16 protein-coding genes, 2 pseudogenes and 1 riboswitch are annotated in these 17,355 nt (G+C 69.4%); of the genes and pseudogenes, 16 read left to right on the forward strand and 2 right to left on the reverse strand.

Annotation, left to right across the window (positions count from 1 at the left end):
- The first annotated feature begins 28 nt into the window (after positions 1-28).
- The 6 genes from ACH492_RS10365 (at position 29) to ACH492_RS10390 (ending at position 5,297) form a co-directional block, all read left to right on the forward strand.
- A complete protein-coding gene (locus tag ACH492_RS10365) occupies positions 29-337 on the forward strand; it encodes a DUF2469 domain-containing protein (protein ID WP_003965949.1) in 309 nt (102 codons plus the stop codon).
- Positions 338-436: 99 nt separating this feature from the next.
- Positions 437-808: a YraN family protein gene (locus ACH492_RS10370; RefSeq protein WP_398984749.1), complete on the forward strand. Its 372-nt coding sequence runs from the start codon at positions 437-439 to the stop codon at positions 806-808.
- A complete protein-coding gene (locus ACH492_RS10375) occupies positions 808-2,424 on the forward strand; it encodes a YifB family Mg chelatase-like AAA ATPase (protein WP_398984751.1) in 1,617 nt (538 codons plus the stop codon). Before ACH492_RS10370 ends, ACH492_RS10375 begins: the two co-directional genes overlap by 1 nt.
- Positions 2,424-3,599 (forward strand): DNA-processing protein DprA, encoded by a 1,176-nt coding sequence (dprA, locus tag ACH492_RS10380; protein ID WP_398984753.1) that lies wholly within the window; start codon positions 2,424-2,426, stop codon positions 3,597-3,599. Before ACH492_RS10375 ends, dprA begins: the two co-directional genes overlap by 1 nt.
- A 242-nt stretch (positions 3,600-3,841) precedes the next feature.
- Positions 3,842-4,678, forward strand: coding sequence for an RNA polymerase sigma factor WhiG (whiG, locus tag ACH492_RS10385; protein WP_307660839.1), 837 nt, complete (start codon positions 3,842-3,844; stop codon positions 4,676-4,678).
- A 61-nt stretch (positions 4,679-4,739) separates the two neighbouring features.
- Complete coding sequence (locus ACH492_RS10390; protein ID WP_398984840.1) at positions 4,740-5,297, forward strand: TetR/AcrR family transcriptional regulator; 558 nt, start codon at positions 4,740-4,742, stop codon at positions 5,295-5,297.
- A 184-nt stretch (positions 5,298-5,481) separates the two neighbouring features.
- Here the strand turns inward: ACH492_RS10390 and ACH492_RS10395 are convergent.
- Positions 5,482-6,042: pseudogene (locus ACH492_RS10395) on the reverse strand (M23 family metallopeptidase); the annotation flags it as partial.
- A gap of 258 nt (positions 6,043-6,300) precedes the next feature.
- On the opposite strand from ACH492_RS10395, the gene rpsB reads away from it, so the two are divergent.
- From rpsB to ACH492_RS10445, 10 genes are all read left to right on the forward strand, one after another.
- Positions 6,301-7,236, forward strand: a complete 936-nt coding sequence (gene rpsB / locus ACH492_RS10400; protein WP_398984756.1) for a 30S ribosomal protein S2 — start codon at positions 6,301-6,303, stop codon at positions 7,234-7,236.
- A 106-nt stretch (positions 7,237-7,342) separates the two neighbouring features.
- Positions 7,343-8,179: a translation elongation factor Ts gene (gene tsf, locus ACH492_RS10405; RefSeq protein ID WP_398984758.1), complete on the forward strand. Its 837-nt coding sequence runs from the start codon at positions 7,343-7,345 to the stop codon at positions 8,177-8,179.
- Between the two features lie 160 nt (positions 8,180-8,339).
- Positions 8,340-9,122: a UMP kinase gene (gene pyrH, locus ACH492_RS10410; protein ID WP_307660836.1), complete on the forward strand. Its 783-nt coding sequence runs from the start codon at positions 8,340-8,342 to the stop codon at positions 9,120-9,122.
- A gap of 142 nt (positions 9,123-9,264) precedes the next feature.
- Entirely contained in the window at positions 9,265-9,822 is a 558-nt protein-coding gene (gene frr, locus ACH492_RS10415; RefSeq protein WP_307660835.1) for a ribosome recycling factor, read from the forward strand.
- On the forward strand, positions 9,822-10,940 hold the full coding sequence (locus tag ACH492_RS10420; protein WP_398984762.1) for a phosphatidate cytidylyltransferase: 1,119 nt from the start codon (positions 9,822-9,824) through the stop codon (positions 10,938-10,940). The genes frr and ACH492_RS10420 overlap by 1 nt, the downstream gene beginning before the upstream one ends.
- 298 nt (positions 10,941-11,238) lie before the next feature.
- Positions 11,239-11,703, forward strand: a complete 465-nt coding sequence (locus tag ACH492_RS10425; protein ID WP_398984764.1) for an SRPBCC family protein — start codon at positions 11,239-11,241, stop codon at positions 11,701-11,703.
- Positions 11,704-11,991: 288 nt separating this feature from the next.
- On the forward strand, positions 11,992-13,098 hold the full coding sequence (gene rlmN, locus ACH492_RS10430; protein ID WP_398984766.1) for a 23S rRNA (adenine(2503)-C(2))-methyltransferase RlmN: 1,107 nt from the start codon (positions 11,992-11,994) through the stop codon (positions 13,096-13,098).
- Between the two features lie 19 nt (positions 13,099-13,117).
- Positions 13,118-13,242, forward strand: a riboswitch (TPP riboswitch).
- Between the two features lie 67 nt (positions 13,243-13,309).
- Positions 13,310-14,401 carry a thiamine ABC transporter substrate binding subunit gene (locus ACH492_RS10435; RefSeq protein WP_398984768.1) on the forward strand — a complete coding sequence of 364 codons (1,092 nt, stop codon included), beginning with the start codon at positions 13,310-13,312 and terminating at the stop codon, positions 14,399-14,401.
- 38 nt (positions 14,402-14,439) lie between these two features.
- Entirely contained in the window at positions 14,440-16,056 is a 1,617-nt protein-coding gene (locus ACH492_RS10440; RefSeq protein ID WP_398984770.1) for an ABC transporter permease, read from the forward strand.
- The gene (locus tag ACH492_RS10445) at positions 16,056-17,087 is read left to right on the forward strand and encodes an ABC transporter ATP-binding protein (protein ID WP_398984772.1); all 1,032 of its coding nucleotides are present in this window, start codon (positions 16,056-16,058) and stop codon (positions 17,085-17,087) included. The genes ACH492_RS10440 and ACH492_RS10445 overlap by 1 nt, the downstream gene beginning before the upstream one ends.
- Before the next feature lie 58 nt (positions 17,088-17,145).
- Here ACH492_RS10445 and ACH492_RS10450 read toward each other — a convergent pair.
- Positions 17,146-17,355 (reverse strand): annotated as a pseudogene (locus tag ACH492_RS10450) (IS630 family transposase); the annotation flags it as partial.

Genomic DNA, 17,355 nt, shown 5'->3' on the forward strand with positions numbered 1-17,355 from the left:
GGGACGCACGGCTGAAGGGGAACATGCCATGAGCGCCGAGGACCTCGAGAAGTACGAGACCGAGATGGAGCTGAAGCTCTACCGGGAGTACCGAGACGTCGTCGGGCTGTTCAAATACGTGATCGAGACCGAGCGTCGCTTCTACCTCACCAATGACTACGAGATGCAGGTGCACTCCGTACAGGGTGAGGTCTTCTTCGAAGTATCGATGGCGGATGCCTGGGTCTGGGACATGTACCGACCGGCCAGGTTCGTCAAGCAGGTACGCGTGCTCACGTTCAAGGACGTGAATATCGAGGAGCTGAACAAGAGCGATCTCGAGCTTCCCGGCGGCTGACGCTCGGGTGGCTGAGTTATCCACAATGGACGGGTTATCCACCAAGATCCACTAAGGGTGGTCTGACGCGTCACAGTCGGTGCCGGAGGTGGTGCCGATATGAACGCGACGGGGGCACTGGGGCGGTACGGCGAGGATCTGGCGGCGCGGCTGCTTGCCGGTGCCGGCATGACTGTGCTGGCACGGAACTGGCGCTGTGGGCGGGCCGGTGAGATCGACATCGTCGCCCGGGACGGCGACGCGGTGGTCGTCTGCGAGGTCAAGACCCGCAGAGCTGGTGCTGACGGACCGTACGAGCATCCGATGGCCGCGGTCACGCCGACGAAGGCGGAGCGGCTGAGACAGCTCGCCGAATGCTGGCTGGAGCGGCACGGCGGACCGCCGCCCGGCGGGGTGCGCATCGATCTCGTGGGCGTGGTGCTGCCCAGACGTGGCGCACCGCTCGTCGAGCACGCGCGGGGGGTGGCCTGATGGGGTTCGCGCGTTCCTGTTCCGTGGCGCTGGTGGGCGTCGAGGGCGTGGTGGTCGAGGTCCAGGCGGACCTGGAGCCGGGCGTGGCCGCGTTCACCCTGGTGGGGTTACCGGACAAGAGCCTGGTGGAGAGCCGGGACCGGGTCAGGGCGGCGGTGGTGAACTCCGGCGCCGAGTGGCCGCAGAAGAAGCTCACCGTGGGCCTCAGCCCGGCGTCCGTGCCGAAGGGCGGAAGCGGGTTCGATCTTGCTGTGGCCTGTGCCGTGCTGGGCGCGGCGGAGCGCATCGACCCCAAGTACATCGCCGATCTGGTGCTGATCGGCGAGCTGGGCCTGGACGGCCGGGTGCGGCCGGTGCGCGGGGTGCTGCCCGCCGTCCTTGCGGCCGCCGAGGCGGGCTACCAGCAGGTGGTCGTCGCCGAGCAGACTGCGGGGGAGGCCTCACTGGTGCCGGGAGTTTCGGTCCTCGGTGTGCGGAGCCTGCGGCAGCTCATCGCAGTACTGACCAATGAACCGGTGCCCGAGGAGGAGCCGGTCCCTGAGGGCAGCCCGGACCCCATGCTGGCCGGGCTGATGGTGCCCGGCGCGGGGGTGGGCACGGGGCTGGCGAGGGAGCCGGCGGACGGCCCCGACCTGGCCGATGTCGCCGGGCAGCGCGCGGCACGCACGGCTCTGGAGGTTGCCGCCGCCGGTGGCCACCATCTGCTGCTGCACGGACCGCCGGGCGCGGGCAAGACCATGCTGGCGGAGCGGCTGCCCGGGGTGCTTCCGCCGCTGACCAGACGGGAGTCCCTGGAGGTCACGGCAGTGCACTCGGTGGCGGGCATCCTGCCGCCGGGGGAGCCCCTGGTGCGTACGCCGCCGTACTGCGCGCCCCACCACTCGGCGACGATGCAGTCGCTGGTCGGTGGAGGCAACGGGCTGCCGAGGCCCGGAGCGGTGTCGCTGGCCCACCGCGGCGTGCTGTTCCTCGACGAGACCCCCGAGTTCTCGGGCAAGGCGCTGGACGCCCTGCGGCAGCCGCTGGAGTCGGGGCACGTGGTGGTGGCGCGCAGCGCGGGGGTGGTGCGGTTGCCGGCCCGCTTTCTGATGGTCCTCGCGGCCAACCCCTGCCCCTGCGGGCGGCACACGCTGCAGGGGGCGGGGTGCGAGTGCCCGCCGTCGGTGATCCGGCGGTATCAGGCGCGGCTGTCCGGGCCGCTGCTCGACCGGGTCGATCTGCGGGTGGAGGTCGAGCCCGTCAGCCGCAGCGACCTGCTCTGCCAGGGCGGCCGGGGTGAGCCGACGGCGGCCGTTGCGGCACGGGTCCGGGAGGCCAGGGAGCGCGCCGCGGCCCGGCTGCGGGACACCCCCTGGAGCGCCAACAGCGAGGTGCCGGGCCATGAACTGCGTACGCGCTGGCTGGTCGCGCCCGGGGCACTGGCCGCGGCCGAGCGGGACTTGGAGCGGGGTCTGCTCACGGCGCGCGGACTCGACCGGGTGCTGCGGGTGGCGTGGACGATCGCGGACCTGGCGGCACGGGACCGGCCGCAGGCGTACGACGTGGACCTGGCACTGGAGCTGCGCACCGGGATCTCCCGCGGTGCGCCCATGCCGGTCGGCGGGGGAGGGCACTGATGCGCGAATCGGGGGCGGGTGCGGGGGAGCGGGAGCGGATCGCGCGGGCCGCGCTGTCGCGGGTGATCGAGCCGGGCGACGAGCACGGCGGGCGGTGGCTGCGCGAGTTCGGGGCCACGGAGCTATGGGCGCGGCTCACCTCGGCGGAGCACGAGGACGCGGCGCTTGCCGGGGCCACGGCGCGGCGGCTGGCGGGCTACCGGATACGGGCGGCGGCGGCCGAGCCGGACCGGGATCTGGCGGCGGTCGCCGCGGTCAAAGGACGCTTCATCTGCCCCGGCGACAAGGAATGGCCCACCCAGCTCGACGACCTCGGGGACGCCAGACCCATCGGGCTCTGGACGCGAGGAGGGGCCGACCTGCGCAAATGGGCGCTGCGCTCCGTCGCCGTCGTGGGGGCCAGAGCCTGCACGCCGTATGGGGCGCACATGGCGGCCGGCCTCGGTTCCGGGCTCGCGGAGCGCGGCTGGGTCGTGGTGTCGGGGGCGGCGTTCGGGGTCGACGGCTCCGCGCACCGCGGCGCACTGTCCGCGGGCGGGGCCACCGTCGCCGTACTCGCCTGCGGTGTCGATGTCGTCTATCCGCGCGGCCATGCCGAATTGATCGGGCGCATCGCGGAACAGGGGCTGGTCATCGGGGAGTTGGCGCCGGGCAGTCATCCCACGCCCAGCAGATTCATCCTGCGGAACCGGGTGATCGCAGCACTGACCAGGGGCACCGTCGTGGTCGAGGCCGAGTACCGAAGCGGTTCGCTGGTCACGGCGCGCAGCGCGCAGAAGCTCGGACGCTTCACGATGGGAGTTCCCGGGCCTGCCACCAGCGGGCTCTCGGCCGGTGTGCACGAACTCCTGCGCGGTGAGGGCGTGCTGGTCACGGATGCCGACGAAGTGGCCGAGCTGGTCGGCGGCATCGGCGAGCTGGCACCGGACAGACGTGGTCCTGTGCTCCCCAGGGATCTACTGGATCCCATGAGCGCACGGGTTCTTGAGGCCCTTCCGGCCCATGGCGCGGTCGGCGGGGAGCAGGTGGCCCGCGACGCCGGGACGACGACCGACGAGACGCTCGGCAGGCTGTACGAACTGCACTCGCTGGGCTTCGTGGAACGGCGCGGGGACGGCTGGCAGTTGACGCACACGGCGATCGGCGGTTCGAACGCGCGGCGAGGCGGTCCTTGACCTGGAGCATTCGGGTGAAAAGGTGATGGCGATGACCTTTGCAGGCCTGTCGGCGACACCTGAGGGGCCGGCGCCGACGGCGTCGGCACCGGTTCGAAGGTATGGGCGACGGCAGGTACCCGCACAGGTTCGTTCCCCCGCCCTTCGCCCACCGCAACGCCGCAGTCACGCTACGCTCACCTCGATTCCGGCCCAGACGCTCGTCCCTTCCCCCCTCACAGCAGAACGGCTCAAGGCAACGCATGCCCCAGCACACCTCCGGGTCTGACCGCGCGGCAGTGCCACCCGCTGCCCGTGGCACCGTGCGGCCCCCCGCTCCCTCGTCGCTCGACGAGTTGTGGCGGTCGTACAAGGCCACGGGTGACGAGCGGCTGCGGGAGCAGTTGATCCTGCACTACTCACCGCTGGTGAAGTACGTCGCGGGCCGGGTGAGCGTCGGGCTGCCGCCCAACGTCGAACAGGCGGACTTCGTCTCCTCCGGAGTCTTCGGACTCATCGACGCAATCGAGAAGTTCGACATCGAACGGTCCATCAAGTTCGAGACATACGCGATCACCCGGATCCGTGGCGCGATGATCGACGAGCTCCGCGCGCTCGACTGGATCCCGCGCTCCGTGCGGCAGAAGGCCAGGGCCGTGGAGCGCGCCTACGCCACGCTCGAAGCGCAGCTGAGACGTACGCCTTCGGAGTGCGAGGTTGCCGCTGAAATGGGCATCGCGGTTGAGGAACTGCATGTGGTTTTCAGCCAGTTGTCGCTGGCCAATGTCGTCGCGCTGGAGGAGTTGCTGCACGTCGGCGGCGAGGGCGGCGACCGGCTCAGCCTGATGGACACCCTCGAGGACACCGCCGCCGACAACCCGGTCGAGGTGGCAGAGGACCGGGAGTTGCGCCGGCTGCTCGCGCGCGCCATCAACACCCTGCCGGAGCGCGAGAAGACCGTCGTCACCCTCTACTACTACGAGGGCCTCACCCTCGCCGAGATCGGCAATGTCCTCGGCGTCACAGAGAGCAGGGTCAGCCAGATCCATACGAAGTCGGTGCTTCAGTTGCGGGCGAAGCTGGCCGACGTCGGACGTTGACGCTGAATCGTCCCTGCCTCATCCGTAGAGTGGAGGCGTGCCCAGGATTCGAGCGGCCTCTGTGGCCGAGCACCGGACCATGCAGCGCGGCGCCCTGCTGGACGCCGCGCGCTCCCTGCTGTCCGAAGGCGGTACGGAGGCGCTGACCTTCCCCGCCCTCGCCGAGCGCACGGGCCTGGCCAGGTCCTCCGTCTACGAGTACTTCCGCTCGCGCGCCGCGGTCGTCGAGGAGCTCTGCGCGGTCGACTTCCCGGTCTGGGCGGCGGAGGTCGAGGCCGCGATGCAGCAGGCCGACACGGCAGAGGGCAAGGTCGAGGCGTACGTACGCCAGCAGCTGGAGCTCGTCGGCGACCGGCGCCACCGGGCCGTTGTCGCGATCTCCGCGAGTGAGCTGGACGCCGGGGCACGGGAGAAGATCCGTGCCGCGCACGGCGGGCTGATCGCGATGATCGTGGAGGCGCTCGGCGAGCTGGGGCACGACCAGCCCCGGCTGGCGGCGATGCTGCTGCAGGGCGTGGTGGACGCCGCGGTGCGCCGCATCGAGATCGGCGCGGCGGAGGACCCGGCGGCGATCGCCGAGGCGGCAGTGTCGATGGCCCTGCGGGGCGTGCAGGGCTGACCCCGCAAGGGCCTCGCGGACCGGGAGGGCCCGGTGGGCCGGGTTCCGGAGCCCGGCGCAGGCCCCGGTGCGTCAGGGCGACTGTGATCAGCAGCAACGCCGCGTGCAGTGCTGTCCCGGACGCCCCCGCGAGAACGGGCGCGGCAACCCGTGCGGCGACCGGAGCGACAGTCGCCTCAAGAGGCGGGACGCCGAACACCGGCAGCAGCCGGGACGGCGATCGGCGCAGCAGCCAGGGCGGCAGCAGAGACAGCGGATCCAGATACTCCGCGCCGCGCAGCAGCCCCCAGTGCAGACAGCCGGCCGCACAGTGCGAAGGGCCCGGCTCGACGGTCGCCACCACCTGGCCGGCGCTCACCTCCGTGCCCTCGGGGAGCAGCGGGCGCACGGGTTCGTACGTCGTGCGCAGCGGCGGTTCACCCGTACCGGTGAGGGTGAGGGAGAGGACGCCGCGGCCCGCGACCCGGCCCGCGAAGGAGACCCGGCCGGGCGCCGCGGCCCGCACCGGGGTGCCCGGCGGCGCGGCCAGATCCACGCCGCGGTGCCCCGGCCCGTACGCCGAGTCCGGTGGCTCCCAGCCGCGTACGACGATGGGCCGCGGCGGACCCACCGGCCAGCTCCGGTCGCGATCGAGGGCAGACGCCGGGGGCGCGCCCCCAATGAGCAGGGCAGCGGCAAGGGCAACGACAACGGCGACTACGGGTACGAGAAGTCTGCGGATGGATCTGCGGATGTGGCGGTACATGGCACAGACCGTCCCGCGGAACCCCGCAACCGCGTGGATCATGGTCCCGATCTGTGGAGTACTGACCGGTTGTGGACAGCGCCGTCACCCGGCACCGCGCCGGTCCCGTACACTTCTTCTGGCGATCCGGGTCACCGGGTCGACTTCGCACGCCCCGCCACCACACCCTCTTCAGGTCGGTGGCCGCGCTCCTCGGTCCCTTGTGGCACGGCGCGTCGGGGCGTCAGGACATAACCGAGAATCCAAGGAGATACGGCCATGGCCGTCGTCACGATGCGGGAGCTGCTGGAAAGCGGCGTCCACTTCGGTCACCAGACCCGTCGTTGGAACCCGAAGATGAAGCGATTCATCTTCACGGAGCGCAACGGCATCTACATCATCGACCTGCTCCAGTCGCTGTCGTACATCGACCGCGCCTACGAGTTCGTCAAGGAGACCGTCGCGCACGGCGGCTCCATCATGTTCGTCGGCACCAAGAAGCAGGCCCAGGAGGCCATCGCCGAGCAGGCGACGCGCGTTGGCATGCCGTACGTCAACCAGCGTTGGCTGGGCGGCATGCTCACCAACTTCTCCACCGTCTACAAGCGCCTTCAGCGTCTGAAGGAGCTTGAGCAGATCGACTTCGAGGATGTGGCCGCGTCCGGCCTCACCAAGAAGGAGCTCCTGGTCCTCTCCCGCGAGAAGGCCAAGCTGGAGAAGACCCTCGGTGGTATCCGCGAGATGCAGAAGGTGCCCAGCGCCGTCTGGATCGTCGACACCAAGAAGGAGCACATCGCCGTCGGTGAGGCGCGCAAGCTCCACATCCCGGTCGTCGCGATCCTGGACACCAACTGTGACCCCGACGAGGTCGACTACAAGATCCCGGGCAACGACGACGCGATCCGCTCCGTCACCCTGCTCACCCGCGTGATCGCCGACGCCGTCGCCGAGGGCCTCATCGCCCGTTCCGGCGTCGCCACCGGTGACTCCAAGCCGGGCGAGAAGGCCGCCGGCGAGCCGCTCGCCGAGTGGGAGCGCGACCTCCTCGAGGGCGAGAAGAAGGCGGACTCCGACGAGGCTGCCGAGGCTCCGGCCGCCGCCGAGGCCGAGAAGCCGGCCGAGGCCGCTGCTGAGGCCCCCGCTGCTGAGGCTCCGGCTGCCGAGGCCCCGGCCGCCGAGGACGAGAAGCCGGCCGCGGACGCCGAGCAGGCCTGACCGCTCAGGTTCGGTAGTTGACGGCGGGGGACGGTGTCACAAGCACCGGCCCCCGCCGCTCACCCGTAGATCTTCGACTTTCGACTTTCGAGAGAGATTCAAGGACATGGCGAACTACACCGCCGCTGACGTCAAGAAGCTCCGTGAGCTCACCGGCGCCGGCATGATGGACTGCAAGAAGGCGCTGGACGAGGCCGACGGCAACGTCGACAAGGCCGTCGAGGCTCTGCGCATCAAGGGCCAAAAGGGCGTCGCCAAGCGCGAGGGCCGCTCCGCCGAGAACGGCGCCGTCGTCTCCCTCATCTCGGACGACAACACCTCCGGTGTCCTCGTCGAGCTGAAGTGCGAGACGGACTTCGTCGCCAAGGGTGACAAGTTCCAGGCCGTCGCGGCCGCGCTCGCCGCCCACGTCGCCGCGAGCTCCCCGGCCGACATCGAGGCGCTGCTCGCCTCCGAGATCGAGCCCGGCAAGACCGTCCAGGCGTACGTCGACGAGGCCAACGCCAACCTCGGCGAGAAGATCGTCCTGGACCGCTTCGCGCAGTTCACCGGTGGGTACGTCGCTGCGTACATGCACCGCACCATGCCTGACCTCCCGCCGCAGATCGGCGTCCTCGTCGAGCTCGACAAGGAGAACGCCGAGGTCGCCAAGGGCGTCGCGCAGCACATCGCCGCCTTCGCGCCGAAGTACCTCTCCCGTGAGGACGTCCCGGCCGAGGTCGTCGAGGCCGAGCGCCGCGTCGCCGAGGAGACCACGCGCGCCGAGGGCAAGCCCGAGGCCGCCCTCCCGAAGATCGTCGAGGGTCGCGTCAACGGCTTCTTCAAGGAGGCCACCCTCCTGGGCCAGCCGTACGCGCTCGACAACAAGAAGTCCGTCCAGAAGGTCCTGGACGAGGCCGGTGTCACGCTGAAGCGCTTCGCGCGCATCAAGGTCGGCATCTGACCCGTTAAGCGATCGACACGGGAGCCCGCTAGGGTTCCTTACGCAGTCGCCGGTCGCGCTCGCGCCGGACGACCGCAGATCTGACGAGGAGGCCATTGCCGACAGGGATACCAGTAACCCACGGCAATGGCCTTCTTCGTATGTGCACGAGGAGATCTCCATGAACAAGGGCGCGGACGCCAAACAGGCTGCCGACGACAAGAGCGACCACGACGTCAAGAAGGTCGGGCGCTTCATGCTGAAGCTGTCCGGTGAAGCCTTTGCCGGCGGTGGAGGGCTCGGCGTAGACCCCGACGTCGTACACGCCATGGCGCGCGAGATCGCCGCGGTTGTCCGCGACGGTGCTCAGATCGCGGTCGTCATCGGTGGCGGCAACTTCTTCCGCGGGGCCGAGCTCCAGCAGCGCGGCATGGACCGGGCCCGTTCCGACTACATGGGCATGCTCGGCACGGTGATGAACTGCCTCGCCCTCCAGGACTTCCTGGAGAAGGAGGGCATCGACTCCCGCGTCCAGACCGCCATCACCATGGGGCAGGTCGCGGAGCCGTACATCCCGCTGCGCGCAGTACGCCACCTGGAGAAGGGCCGCGTCGTCATCTTCGGCGCCGGTATGGGCATGCCCTACTTCTCCACCGACACCACCGCGGCGCAGCGCGCCCTGGAGATCGACGCCGAGGCCCTGCTGATGGGCAAGAACGGCGTCGACGGGGTCTACGACTCCGACCCCAAGACCAACCCCGACGCGGTGAAGTTCGACGCGCTGGAGTACGGCGAGGTGCTCTCCCGCAACCTCAAGGTCGCCGACGCCACCGCCATCACGCTCTGCCGCGACAACGCCCTTCCGATCCTCGTCTTCGAACTGCTCGCCGAGGGCAATATCGCTCGGGCCGTCAAGGGTGAGAAGATCGGCACGCTCGTGAGCGACCAGGGCACCCGCGCCTGACTCGGAGGACGCCCCTCGGGGGACGTCCCTCGAGGGATGGACAAAGTCCTGCCGGTCGGACACCGTGCAGGAGAAGACGCGACACAGGGTTCCGCCGGCCCAGTTTGACGCCGGGCCCACTCAAGACACGCAGGAGCAAGTGGTGATCGAAGAGACCCTCCTCGAGGCCGAGGAGAAGATGGAGAAGGCCGTCCTGGTCGCCAAGGATGACTTCGCCGCGATCCGCACCGGACGTGCGCACCCGGCGATGTTCAACAAGATCGTGGCGGACTACTACGGTGCGCTGACCCCGATCAACCAGCTGGCCTCGTTCTCGGTTCCCGAGGCGCGGATGGCCGTGGTGACTCCGTTCGACAAGAGCGCGCTGCGCAACATCGAGCAGGCGATCCGCGACTCCGACCTCGGCGTCAACCCGAGCAACGACGGCAATATCATCCGGGTGGTGTTCCCGGAGCTCACTCAGGACCGCCGCAAGGAGTACATCAAGGTCGCCAAGACCAAGGCCGAGGACTCCAAGATCTCGATCCGCTCCGTGCGCCGCAAGGCCAAGGAGACCATCGACAAGCTGATCAAGGACGGCGAGGTCGGCGAGGACGAGGGCCGCCGCGGGGAGAAGGAGCTCGACGACACCACCGCGAAGTACGTCTCGCAGGTGGACGAGCTGCTCAAGCACAAGGAAGCCGAGCTGCTCGAGGTCTGATGAACGACTCTTCCTGGGGGGCCCCGCCGAGAGCCGGTTTCTGGGGACCGCCCGACCAGGGGCCTGCCCCGGCGGGTCCCGCATACGATGAGCATGACGCACAGCAGACTCGGCCCATGCCCATCGTGCCGGACTTTCCCGACGCAGGTAGAGACGCCGAAGACCGCGACGACCGCGATCGCCGCGACGACAGCAACGACCGCGACCGGGGGGCCGCTCGGCTGGGTGGCCCCCTGTTCCGCGACGAGATTCCGCAGGAGCCCATGCCCACCCCGTCGTCGGCACCCGAGCCGCCGCAGAAGAAACGGGCCGGCCGTGATCTGCGCGCGGCCATAGGGGTCGGCGTCGGTCTCGGCGCTGTGATCGTCGCGTCGCTCTTCATCGTCAAGGCCGTGTTCGTCGGCGTGATCGCGGTCGCCGTCGTGGTCGGACTGTGGGAACTCACTTCGCGGCTGGAGGAGCGCAAGCGGATCAAGGCTCCGCTGGTGCCGCTCGCGGTGGGCGGCGCGGCGATGGTTGTGGCCGGTTATGTGCGCGGCGCCGAGGGCGCCTGGGTCGCCATGGCGCTCACGGCGCTCGCGGTGCTGGTCTGGCGGATGACGGAGCCTCCCGAGGGCTATCTGAAGGACGTCACGGCGGGCGTCTTCGCAGCTTTCTACGTTCCTTTCCTGGCAACTTTCGTCGCGTTGATGCTCACCGCGGACGACGGCCCGTGGCGGGTGCTCACCTTCCTGGCGCTGACCGTGGTCAGCGACACGGGTGCGTACGCCGTCGGCTGGCGCTTCGGCAAGCACAAGCTCGCGCCGCGCATCAGCCCGGGGAAGACCCGCGAGGGCCTCGGCGGCGCGGTGGCGTTCGCGATGGGCGCGGGTGCGCTGTGCATGCAGTTCCTCATCGACGACGGCACCTGGTGGCAGGGTCTGCTTCTGGGCTTCGCGGTCGCGGTCAGCGCCACGCTCGGCGACCTGGGCGAGTCGATGATCAAGAGGGACCTGGGCATCAAGGACATGGGCACGCTGCTGCCAGGTCATGGCGGCATCATGGACCGGCTGGATTCGCTGCTGCCCACGGCTCCGGTGGTATGGCTGCTGATGGTGATCTTCGTCGGGTCCGGCTGACCCATTTGACCTGCGCTTTTACGTGTTAGGGGCTCGTTGTTCACAGGCGGCGGGCCCCTCTTCGTATCTCTGCGACACTCGTATCACCATGCCCAAGCCCGGAGAACTTGCAGTCTCGGAGCAGCGACAGGCCCTCTACCAGCACCACTGGAGTTGGTAGAGGGCCTGTCGTCGGACACTGGGCCGTCTCTGGGCCATCAGCCTTCATTCCGGCGGAGGTCGACGTTCTGCCACGGAGGCGTCGCTGACTGCGCCCACGATCATGCGGCTGACGCAGCCCGGTGGTTCCATGGGGTCCATGGCAACCAGGACTGTCGTCGTCGAGCGCGTGATCCGGGCGTCTCCCGAGCGGGTGTGGGAGGCCCTGACCGACCTTGAGGGCGCGGAGCGCGTGCTGAGCGGTGTGGAGCGGATCGAGGTCCTCACCGAGGGCGGCTTCGGAGCGGGCACACGGTGGCGCGAGACCCGGCGGATGCTGGGGAAGGAGGCCACCGAGGAGATGTGTGTGACCGCCAGCGAGCCCCCCGAGCGTTTTGTGGTGGAGGCCGACTCCCAAGGCACCCACTATGTGTCGGAGTTCGCGCTGCTGACCGCCGGGCCGGAGGCGACGACCGTGCGGATGACATTCTCGGCCGTCCCGCCCGGCGGCTTCATGGGTCTGCTCGCAAAGCTGCTCGGCGGCCTCGGCGTCAAGGCCGTGAGCAGGGCGATCGCGAAGGACCTCGACGATGTCGCCGCCGCGGTGGAAAGCCGCAGCGGCTAGCTTTGTCGGAGTGCCCCAAAGTACTCGCTCACGGCCTTGATGCTCCCTCCTGCCCGGTTTCGACAGAGAGACCACAGCGGGGGAGAGGTTCGCCATGCCGTGGTCGACGGCTTCAGCGGTAGCGCCGGCGCTGCCCGTTGGCGTGCTGGCCAGCCAGAACGCCCTTCGGCTGGGCCGTGTGTGGGCCGGCCGAAGGTGCCCAGCAGTGACCAACAACGACCGTCGATGCCCACCCGGGGCGGCAACGGCCGCAGGTCATGAGATTCGGTCTGCGACACTGGTGGGACCATGCCCAAGCCCGGAGAACTCACTTTCGTCGCGCCCCGCGGAGCCAAGAAGCCCCCGCGGCACCTTGCCGACCTCACGCCCGCCGAGCGCAAGGACGCCGTCGCCGCGATCGGCGAGAAGCCGTTCCGCGCCAAGCAGCTCTCGCAGCACTACTTCGCGCGGTACGCCCACGACCCCACACAGTGGACCGACATCCCCGCCGCCGCGCGAGAGAAGCTCGCGTCCGAGTTGCTGCCCGATCTGATGTCGGTCGTCCGGCACATCTCGTGCGACGACGACACCACCCGCAAGACGCTGTGGCGGCTGCACGACGGCACGCTCGTCGAATCCGTCCTGATGCGCTACCCGGACCGGGTGACGATGTGCATCTCGTCGCAGGCCGGCTGCGGGATGAACTGCCCCTTCTGCGCCACCGGGCAGGCGGGGCTCGACCGCAATCTGTCGACCGCCGAGATCGTGCACCAGATCGTCGACGGCATGCGCGCCCTGCGTGACGGTGATGTGCCGGGAGGCCCGGCGCGGCTGTCCAACATCGTCTTCATGGGTATGGGCGAGCCGCTCGCCAACTACAAGCGGGTCGTCGGCTCCATCCGCCGCCTCACCGACCCCGAGCCGGACGGGCTCGGGCTCTCGCAGCGCGGCATCACTGTGTCGACCGTCGGCCTGGTTCCCGCGATGCTGCGCTTCGCCGACGAGGGCTTCAAGTGCCGTCTCGCCGTCTCGCTGCACGCGCCGGACGACGAGCTGCGCGACACCCTGGTCCCGGTCAACACCCGCTGGAAGGTACGGGAGGTGCTGGACGCCGCCTGGGAGTACGCGGAGAAGTCGGGCCGCCGCATCTCCATCGAGTACGCACTGATCAGGGACATCAACGACCAGGCGTGGCGGGGCGACCTGCTGGGCCGCCTTCTCAAGGGCAAGCGGGTCCATGTGAACCTGATCCCGCTCAACCCGACGCCGGGATCGAAGTGGACGGCCTCCCGCCCGGAGGACGAGAAGGCGTTCGTGGAGGCCATCGCGTCCCATGGTGTGCCCGTCACCGTCCGCGACACCCGTGGCCAGGAGATCGACGGAGCGTGCGGACAGCTCGCGGCCTCCGAGCGGTAATCTTGGCTCGAACATTTACATATTCCGACAGGGGAGCGCCACAGCGCTGAGAGTGCGACCACCGCTATGAAACAGCACAGCGGTCGCAGACCCTCTGAACCTTGCCCAGGTCATTCTGGGTAGGAAGTTCGGTCACCACTCAAGCTGTTGCGCCCTGCTCACTTTGTGAGCAGGGCCGCGTCTCTTCCTGGTCACTCCAGGAGGAATTTCAGTGAGCACCACCAAGAAGTTGACGGTTACCGCCGTCGCCGCCGCTCTCGGCATCTCGACCCTCGCGGCCTGTGGCGGGGAGTCCAAGGACTCCTCCTCCGGCGGCTCGAAGTCCAAGACCGTGACGCTCGTCAGCCATGACTCCTTCGCCGCCTCCCCGGCCGTGCTGAAGGAGTTCACCCAGGAGACCGGCTACACGGTCAAGGTGCTCAAGAGCGGTGACGCGGGCGCGGCCCTCAACAAGGAGATCCTCACCAAGGGATCCCCGCAGGGCGATGTCTTCTTCGGCGTCGACAACACCCTGCTCTCGCGGGCGCTCGACAACGACCTGTTCACGCCGTACGTCGCCAAGGGACTCGGCCAGGTGGCCGACGAGGCGCAACTCGACAAGGACAAGCACCGCGTCACGCCCGTCGACACCGGCGACATCTGCGTCAACTACGACAAGAAGTACTTCGCCGACAAGAAGCTCGCGCCCCCGCAGTCCTTCGACGATCTGATCAAGCCCGAGTACAAGAACCTCCTCGTCACCGAGAATGTCGCGACCTCGTCGCCCGGTCTCGGCTTCCTCCTCGGCAGCGTCGGTAAGTACGGCGACGAAGGCTGGCAGGACTACTGGAAGAAGCTGAAGGCCAACGGCGTCAAGGTCGTCGACGGCTGGGAGCAGGCGTACAACGAGGAGTTCTCCGGTTCGGCCGGTGGCAAGAAGGCCAAGGCGGACCGGCCGCTGGTCGTCTCATACGCGTCCAGCCCGCCCGCCGAGGTGCTCTTCGCCAAGCCGCAGCCGACCGAGGCGCCCACCGGCGTCGCGACCGGAACCTGCTTCCGCCAGACGGAGTTCGCGGGTCTTCTCGACGGTGCGAAGAACGAGGCGGGCGGCAAGGCCCTGCTGGACTTCCTGGTCTCCAAGAAGTTCCAGGAGGACATGCCGCTGAACATGTTCGTGAACCCGGTGGTCAAGGACGCGAAGCTGCCCGAGCTGTTCACCAAGTTCGGCGCGGTCGTCGACAAGCCGGAGACCGTCGCGCCCGACAAGATCGCCAAGAACCGTGAGCAGTGGGTCCAGTCGTGGTCCTCGCTCGTGCTGAAGTAAGCAGGTCCGTCCGCGGGAATGCGGCGCGGCTCGGGCTGATGGCCGGGCCCGTCGCGTTCTTCGCGGTCTTCTTCGCCTATCCCGTTGTCGCGATCGTGGGCCGCGGTCTGGAGATCGACGGGGTATGGCAGTTCGGGCGGATCGGCGAGGTGCTGGGCCGTTCCGACATTCAGCAGGTCCTGTGGTTCACCATCTGGCAGGCGCTCGCCTCCACTGCGCTCACCCTCCTGATCGCGCTGCCCGGCGCGTACGTCTTCGCCCGCCTCGACTTTCCCGGCAAGCGGCTGCTGCGGGCGGTGGTCACCGTTCCGTTCGTGCTGCCGACCGTCGTCGTAGGGACGGCGTTCCTGGCGCTGCTGGGGCGCGGCGGTCTGCTCGACGAGCTGTGGGGCGTCAGGTTCGACACGACCGTCTGGGCGATCCTGCTCGCCCATGTCTTCTTCAACTACGCGGTGGTCGTACGGACCGTGGGCGGACTGTGGGCGCAACTCGACCCGCGTCAGGAGGAGGCCGCGCGAGTTCTGGGCGCCGGGCGGTTCGCGGCCTGGCGGCGGGTGACGCTGCCCGCGCTCGCGCCCGCCGTGGCGTCGGCCGCCCTGATCGTCTTTCTGTTCACCTTCAGTTCCTTCGGCGTCGTACTGATCCTCGGCGGGCCGGCCTTCTCCACACTTGAGGTGGAGATCTACCGTCAGACGGCTCAACTGCTGGATCTGCCCACGGCGGCGGTGCTCACGCTGCTGCAGTTCGCCGCGGTCGGCGCGATCCTCGCCGTGCACGCGCGGACGGTACGGCGGCGGGAGACCGCGCTGAAGCTGGTGGACCCGGCGCAGACCGCGCGCCGACCGCGTGGCGCGGGGCAGTGGGCGCTTCTCGGCGCGGTGCTCGCCACGATCCTGCTGCTGGTCCTGGCTCCGCTCGGCATCCTGGTTGAGCGCTCCTTCGACGGTCCCGGAGGCTATGGCTTCGGCTACTACCGGGCGCTCGCCTCCAGCGATGCGAGCGGTGGGGCGTTCCTCGTGCCGCCCATCGACGCCGTGTGGAACTCCTTGAGTTACGCATTCGTCGCGACCGCCATCGCGCTCGCCGTCGGCGGCCTCGCTGCGGCCGCGCTCACCCGGAAGGCAGGCCGACTGGTGCGCGGCTTCGACGCGCTGCTGATGCTGCCGCTCGGCGTCTCCGCGGTGACCGTCGGCTTCGGGTTCCTCATCACCCTCGACAAGCCGCCGCTCGATCTGCGTGGGTCGTGGATTTTGGTGCCCCTCGCCCAAGCGCTCGTCGGCGTGCCCTTCGTCGTACGCATCATGCTGCCGGTGCTGCGAGCGGTGGACGACCGACTGCGCGAGGCCGCGGCGGTGCTCGGCGCGTCCCCGCTGCGTGCGTGGCGAGAGGTGGACCTGCCGTTGGTGCGGCGGGCGCTGCTGATCGCCGCGGGGTTCGCATTCGCCGTGTCGCTAGGCGAGTTCGGGGCAACCGTCTTCATCGCCAGGCCCGACAATCCGACGCTGCCGGTGGCCGTGGCCCGGCTTCTCGGCCGGCCTGGTGAGCTCAACTACGGGCAGGCGATGGCGCTGAGCACGATCTTGATGGTGGTGTGCGCGGCGGCGCTGCTGCTCCTCGAACGCATCCGTACCGACAAGACCTCCGGAGAGTTCTGATGGCGTTGCTGCGGCTTGAGGGCGTGACCGTACGGTTCGGGGCGCGGGCGGCGCTCGACTCGGTGGATCTGGAGGTCGCCGAACACGAGATCGTCTGCGTGCTGGGGCCGAGCGGCAGCGGTAAGTCAACGCTGCTGCGGATCGTCGCCGGGCTGCAGACCGCCGACGCCGGGCGGGTGCTGCTGTCCGGCGCGGACCAGGCCGGGGTGCCGGTGCACCGGCGCGGTGTGGGCCTGATGTTCCAGGACCACCAGCTCTTCCCGCAGCGCGACGTGGGCGGCAACGTCGCCTTCGGGCTGCGGATGCACGGCAGCGGCCGGGCCGAACAGGCCCGCCGCGTCGACGAGTTGCTGGAGCTCGTCGGGCTGCCGGCAGCGCAGCGCCGGGCCGTTGCCTCGCTGTCCGGCGGGGAGCAGCAGCGGGTGGCGCTGGCCCGCGCGCTCGCGCCGGAGCCCCGGCTGCTGATGCTGGACGAGCCGCTCGGCCAGCTGGACCGCGGGCTGCGGGAGCGTCTCGTCGTCGAACTGCGCGGGCTGTTCGGGCGGTTGGGCACCACCGTGCTCGCCGTCACCCACGACCAGGGCGAGGCCTTCGCGCTCGCCGACCGCGTCGTCGTCATGCGGGACGGACGGATCGCCCAGGCGGGTACGCCGCTGGAGGTCTGGGAGCGGCCCGCCTCCGAGTTCGTGGCCCGCTTCCTCGGCTTCGACAATGTGGTGGCGGCGACGGTGAGCGGTGCCGCCGCTGACACGGTGTGGGGCAAGATCCCGGTGCCGGAGGGTTCGCCGCAGGGCGAGTGCAAGGTGCTGGTCCGGCCCGCCGGGGTGCGGCTGGCCGACGCCTCGGACGGGCTGCCCTGCACGGTCGAGGGGCGTACGTTCCGGGGCAACCACGTCGCCGTACAGCTGCGGCCCTGTGACGGGCCGCCGCTGGAGGCGGACTGCTCGCTGCGGGACGCGCCGGATGAAGGGGCCGAGGTGGGGGTCGTCTTCGCCGCCGCCGATGTGGTGGTCCTGGACCCGGCCGGGTGAGCACTTGCTGCCCGCTGGGGGAAGCGTCGATCACCCCGCCGGGTAATGGACGGGGCGGCTAGTCTTCTGAGTCAGGAATTCTGTTCAGATATGAGGCGAGGTGTTCGAGGATCTCGTCTGCGGTCTTCGTCCAGACGTAGGGCTTCGGGTCGGTGTTCCAGGCGGCGATCCAGTTGCGGATGTCCTTCTCCAGGGCCTGGACGGACTTGTGGACGCCTCGCCGTATCTGCTTGTTGGTGAGTTCGGCGAACCACCGCTCGACGAGGTT

The organism is Streptomyces sp. NPDC019443 (assembly GCF_044389785.1).
In the GTDB taxonomy this organism is placed as follows: domain Bacteria; phylum Actinomycetota; class Actinomycetes; order Streptomycetales; family Streptomycetaceae; genus Streptomyces.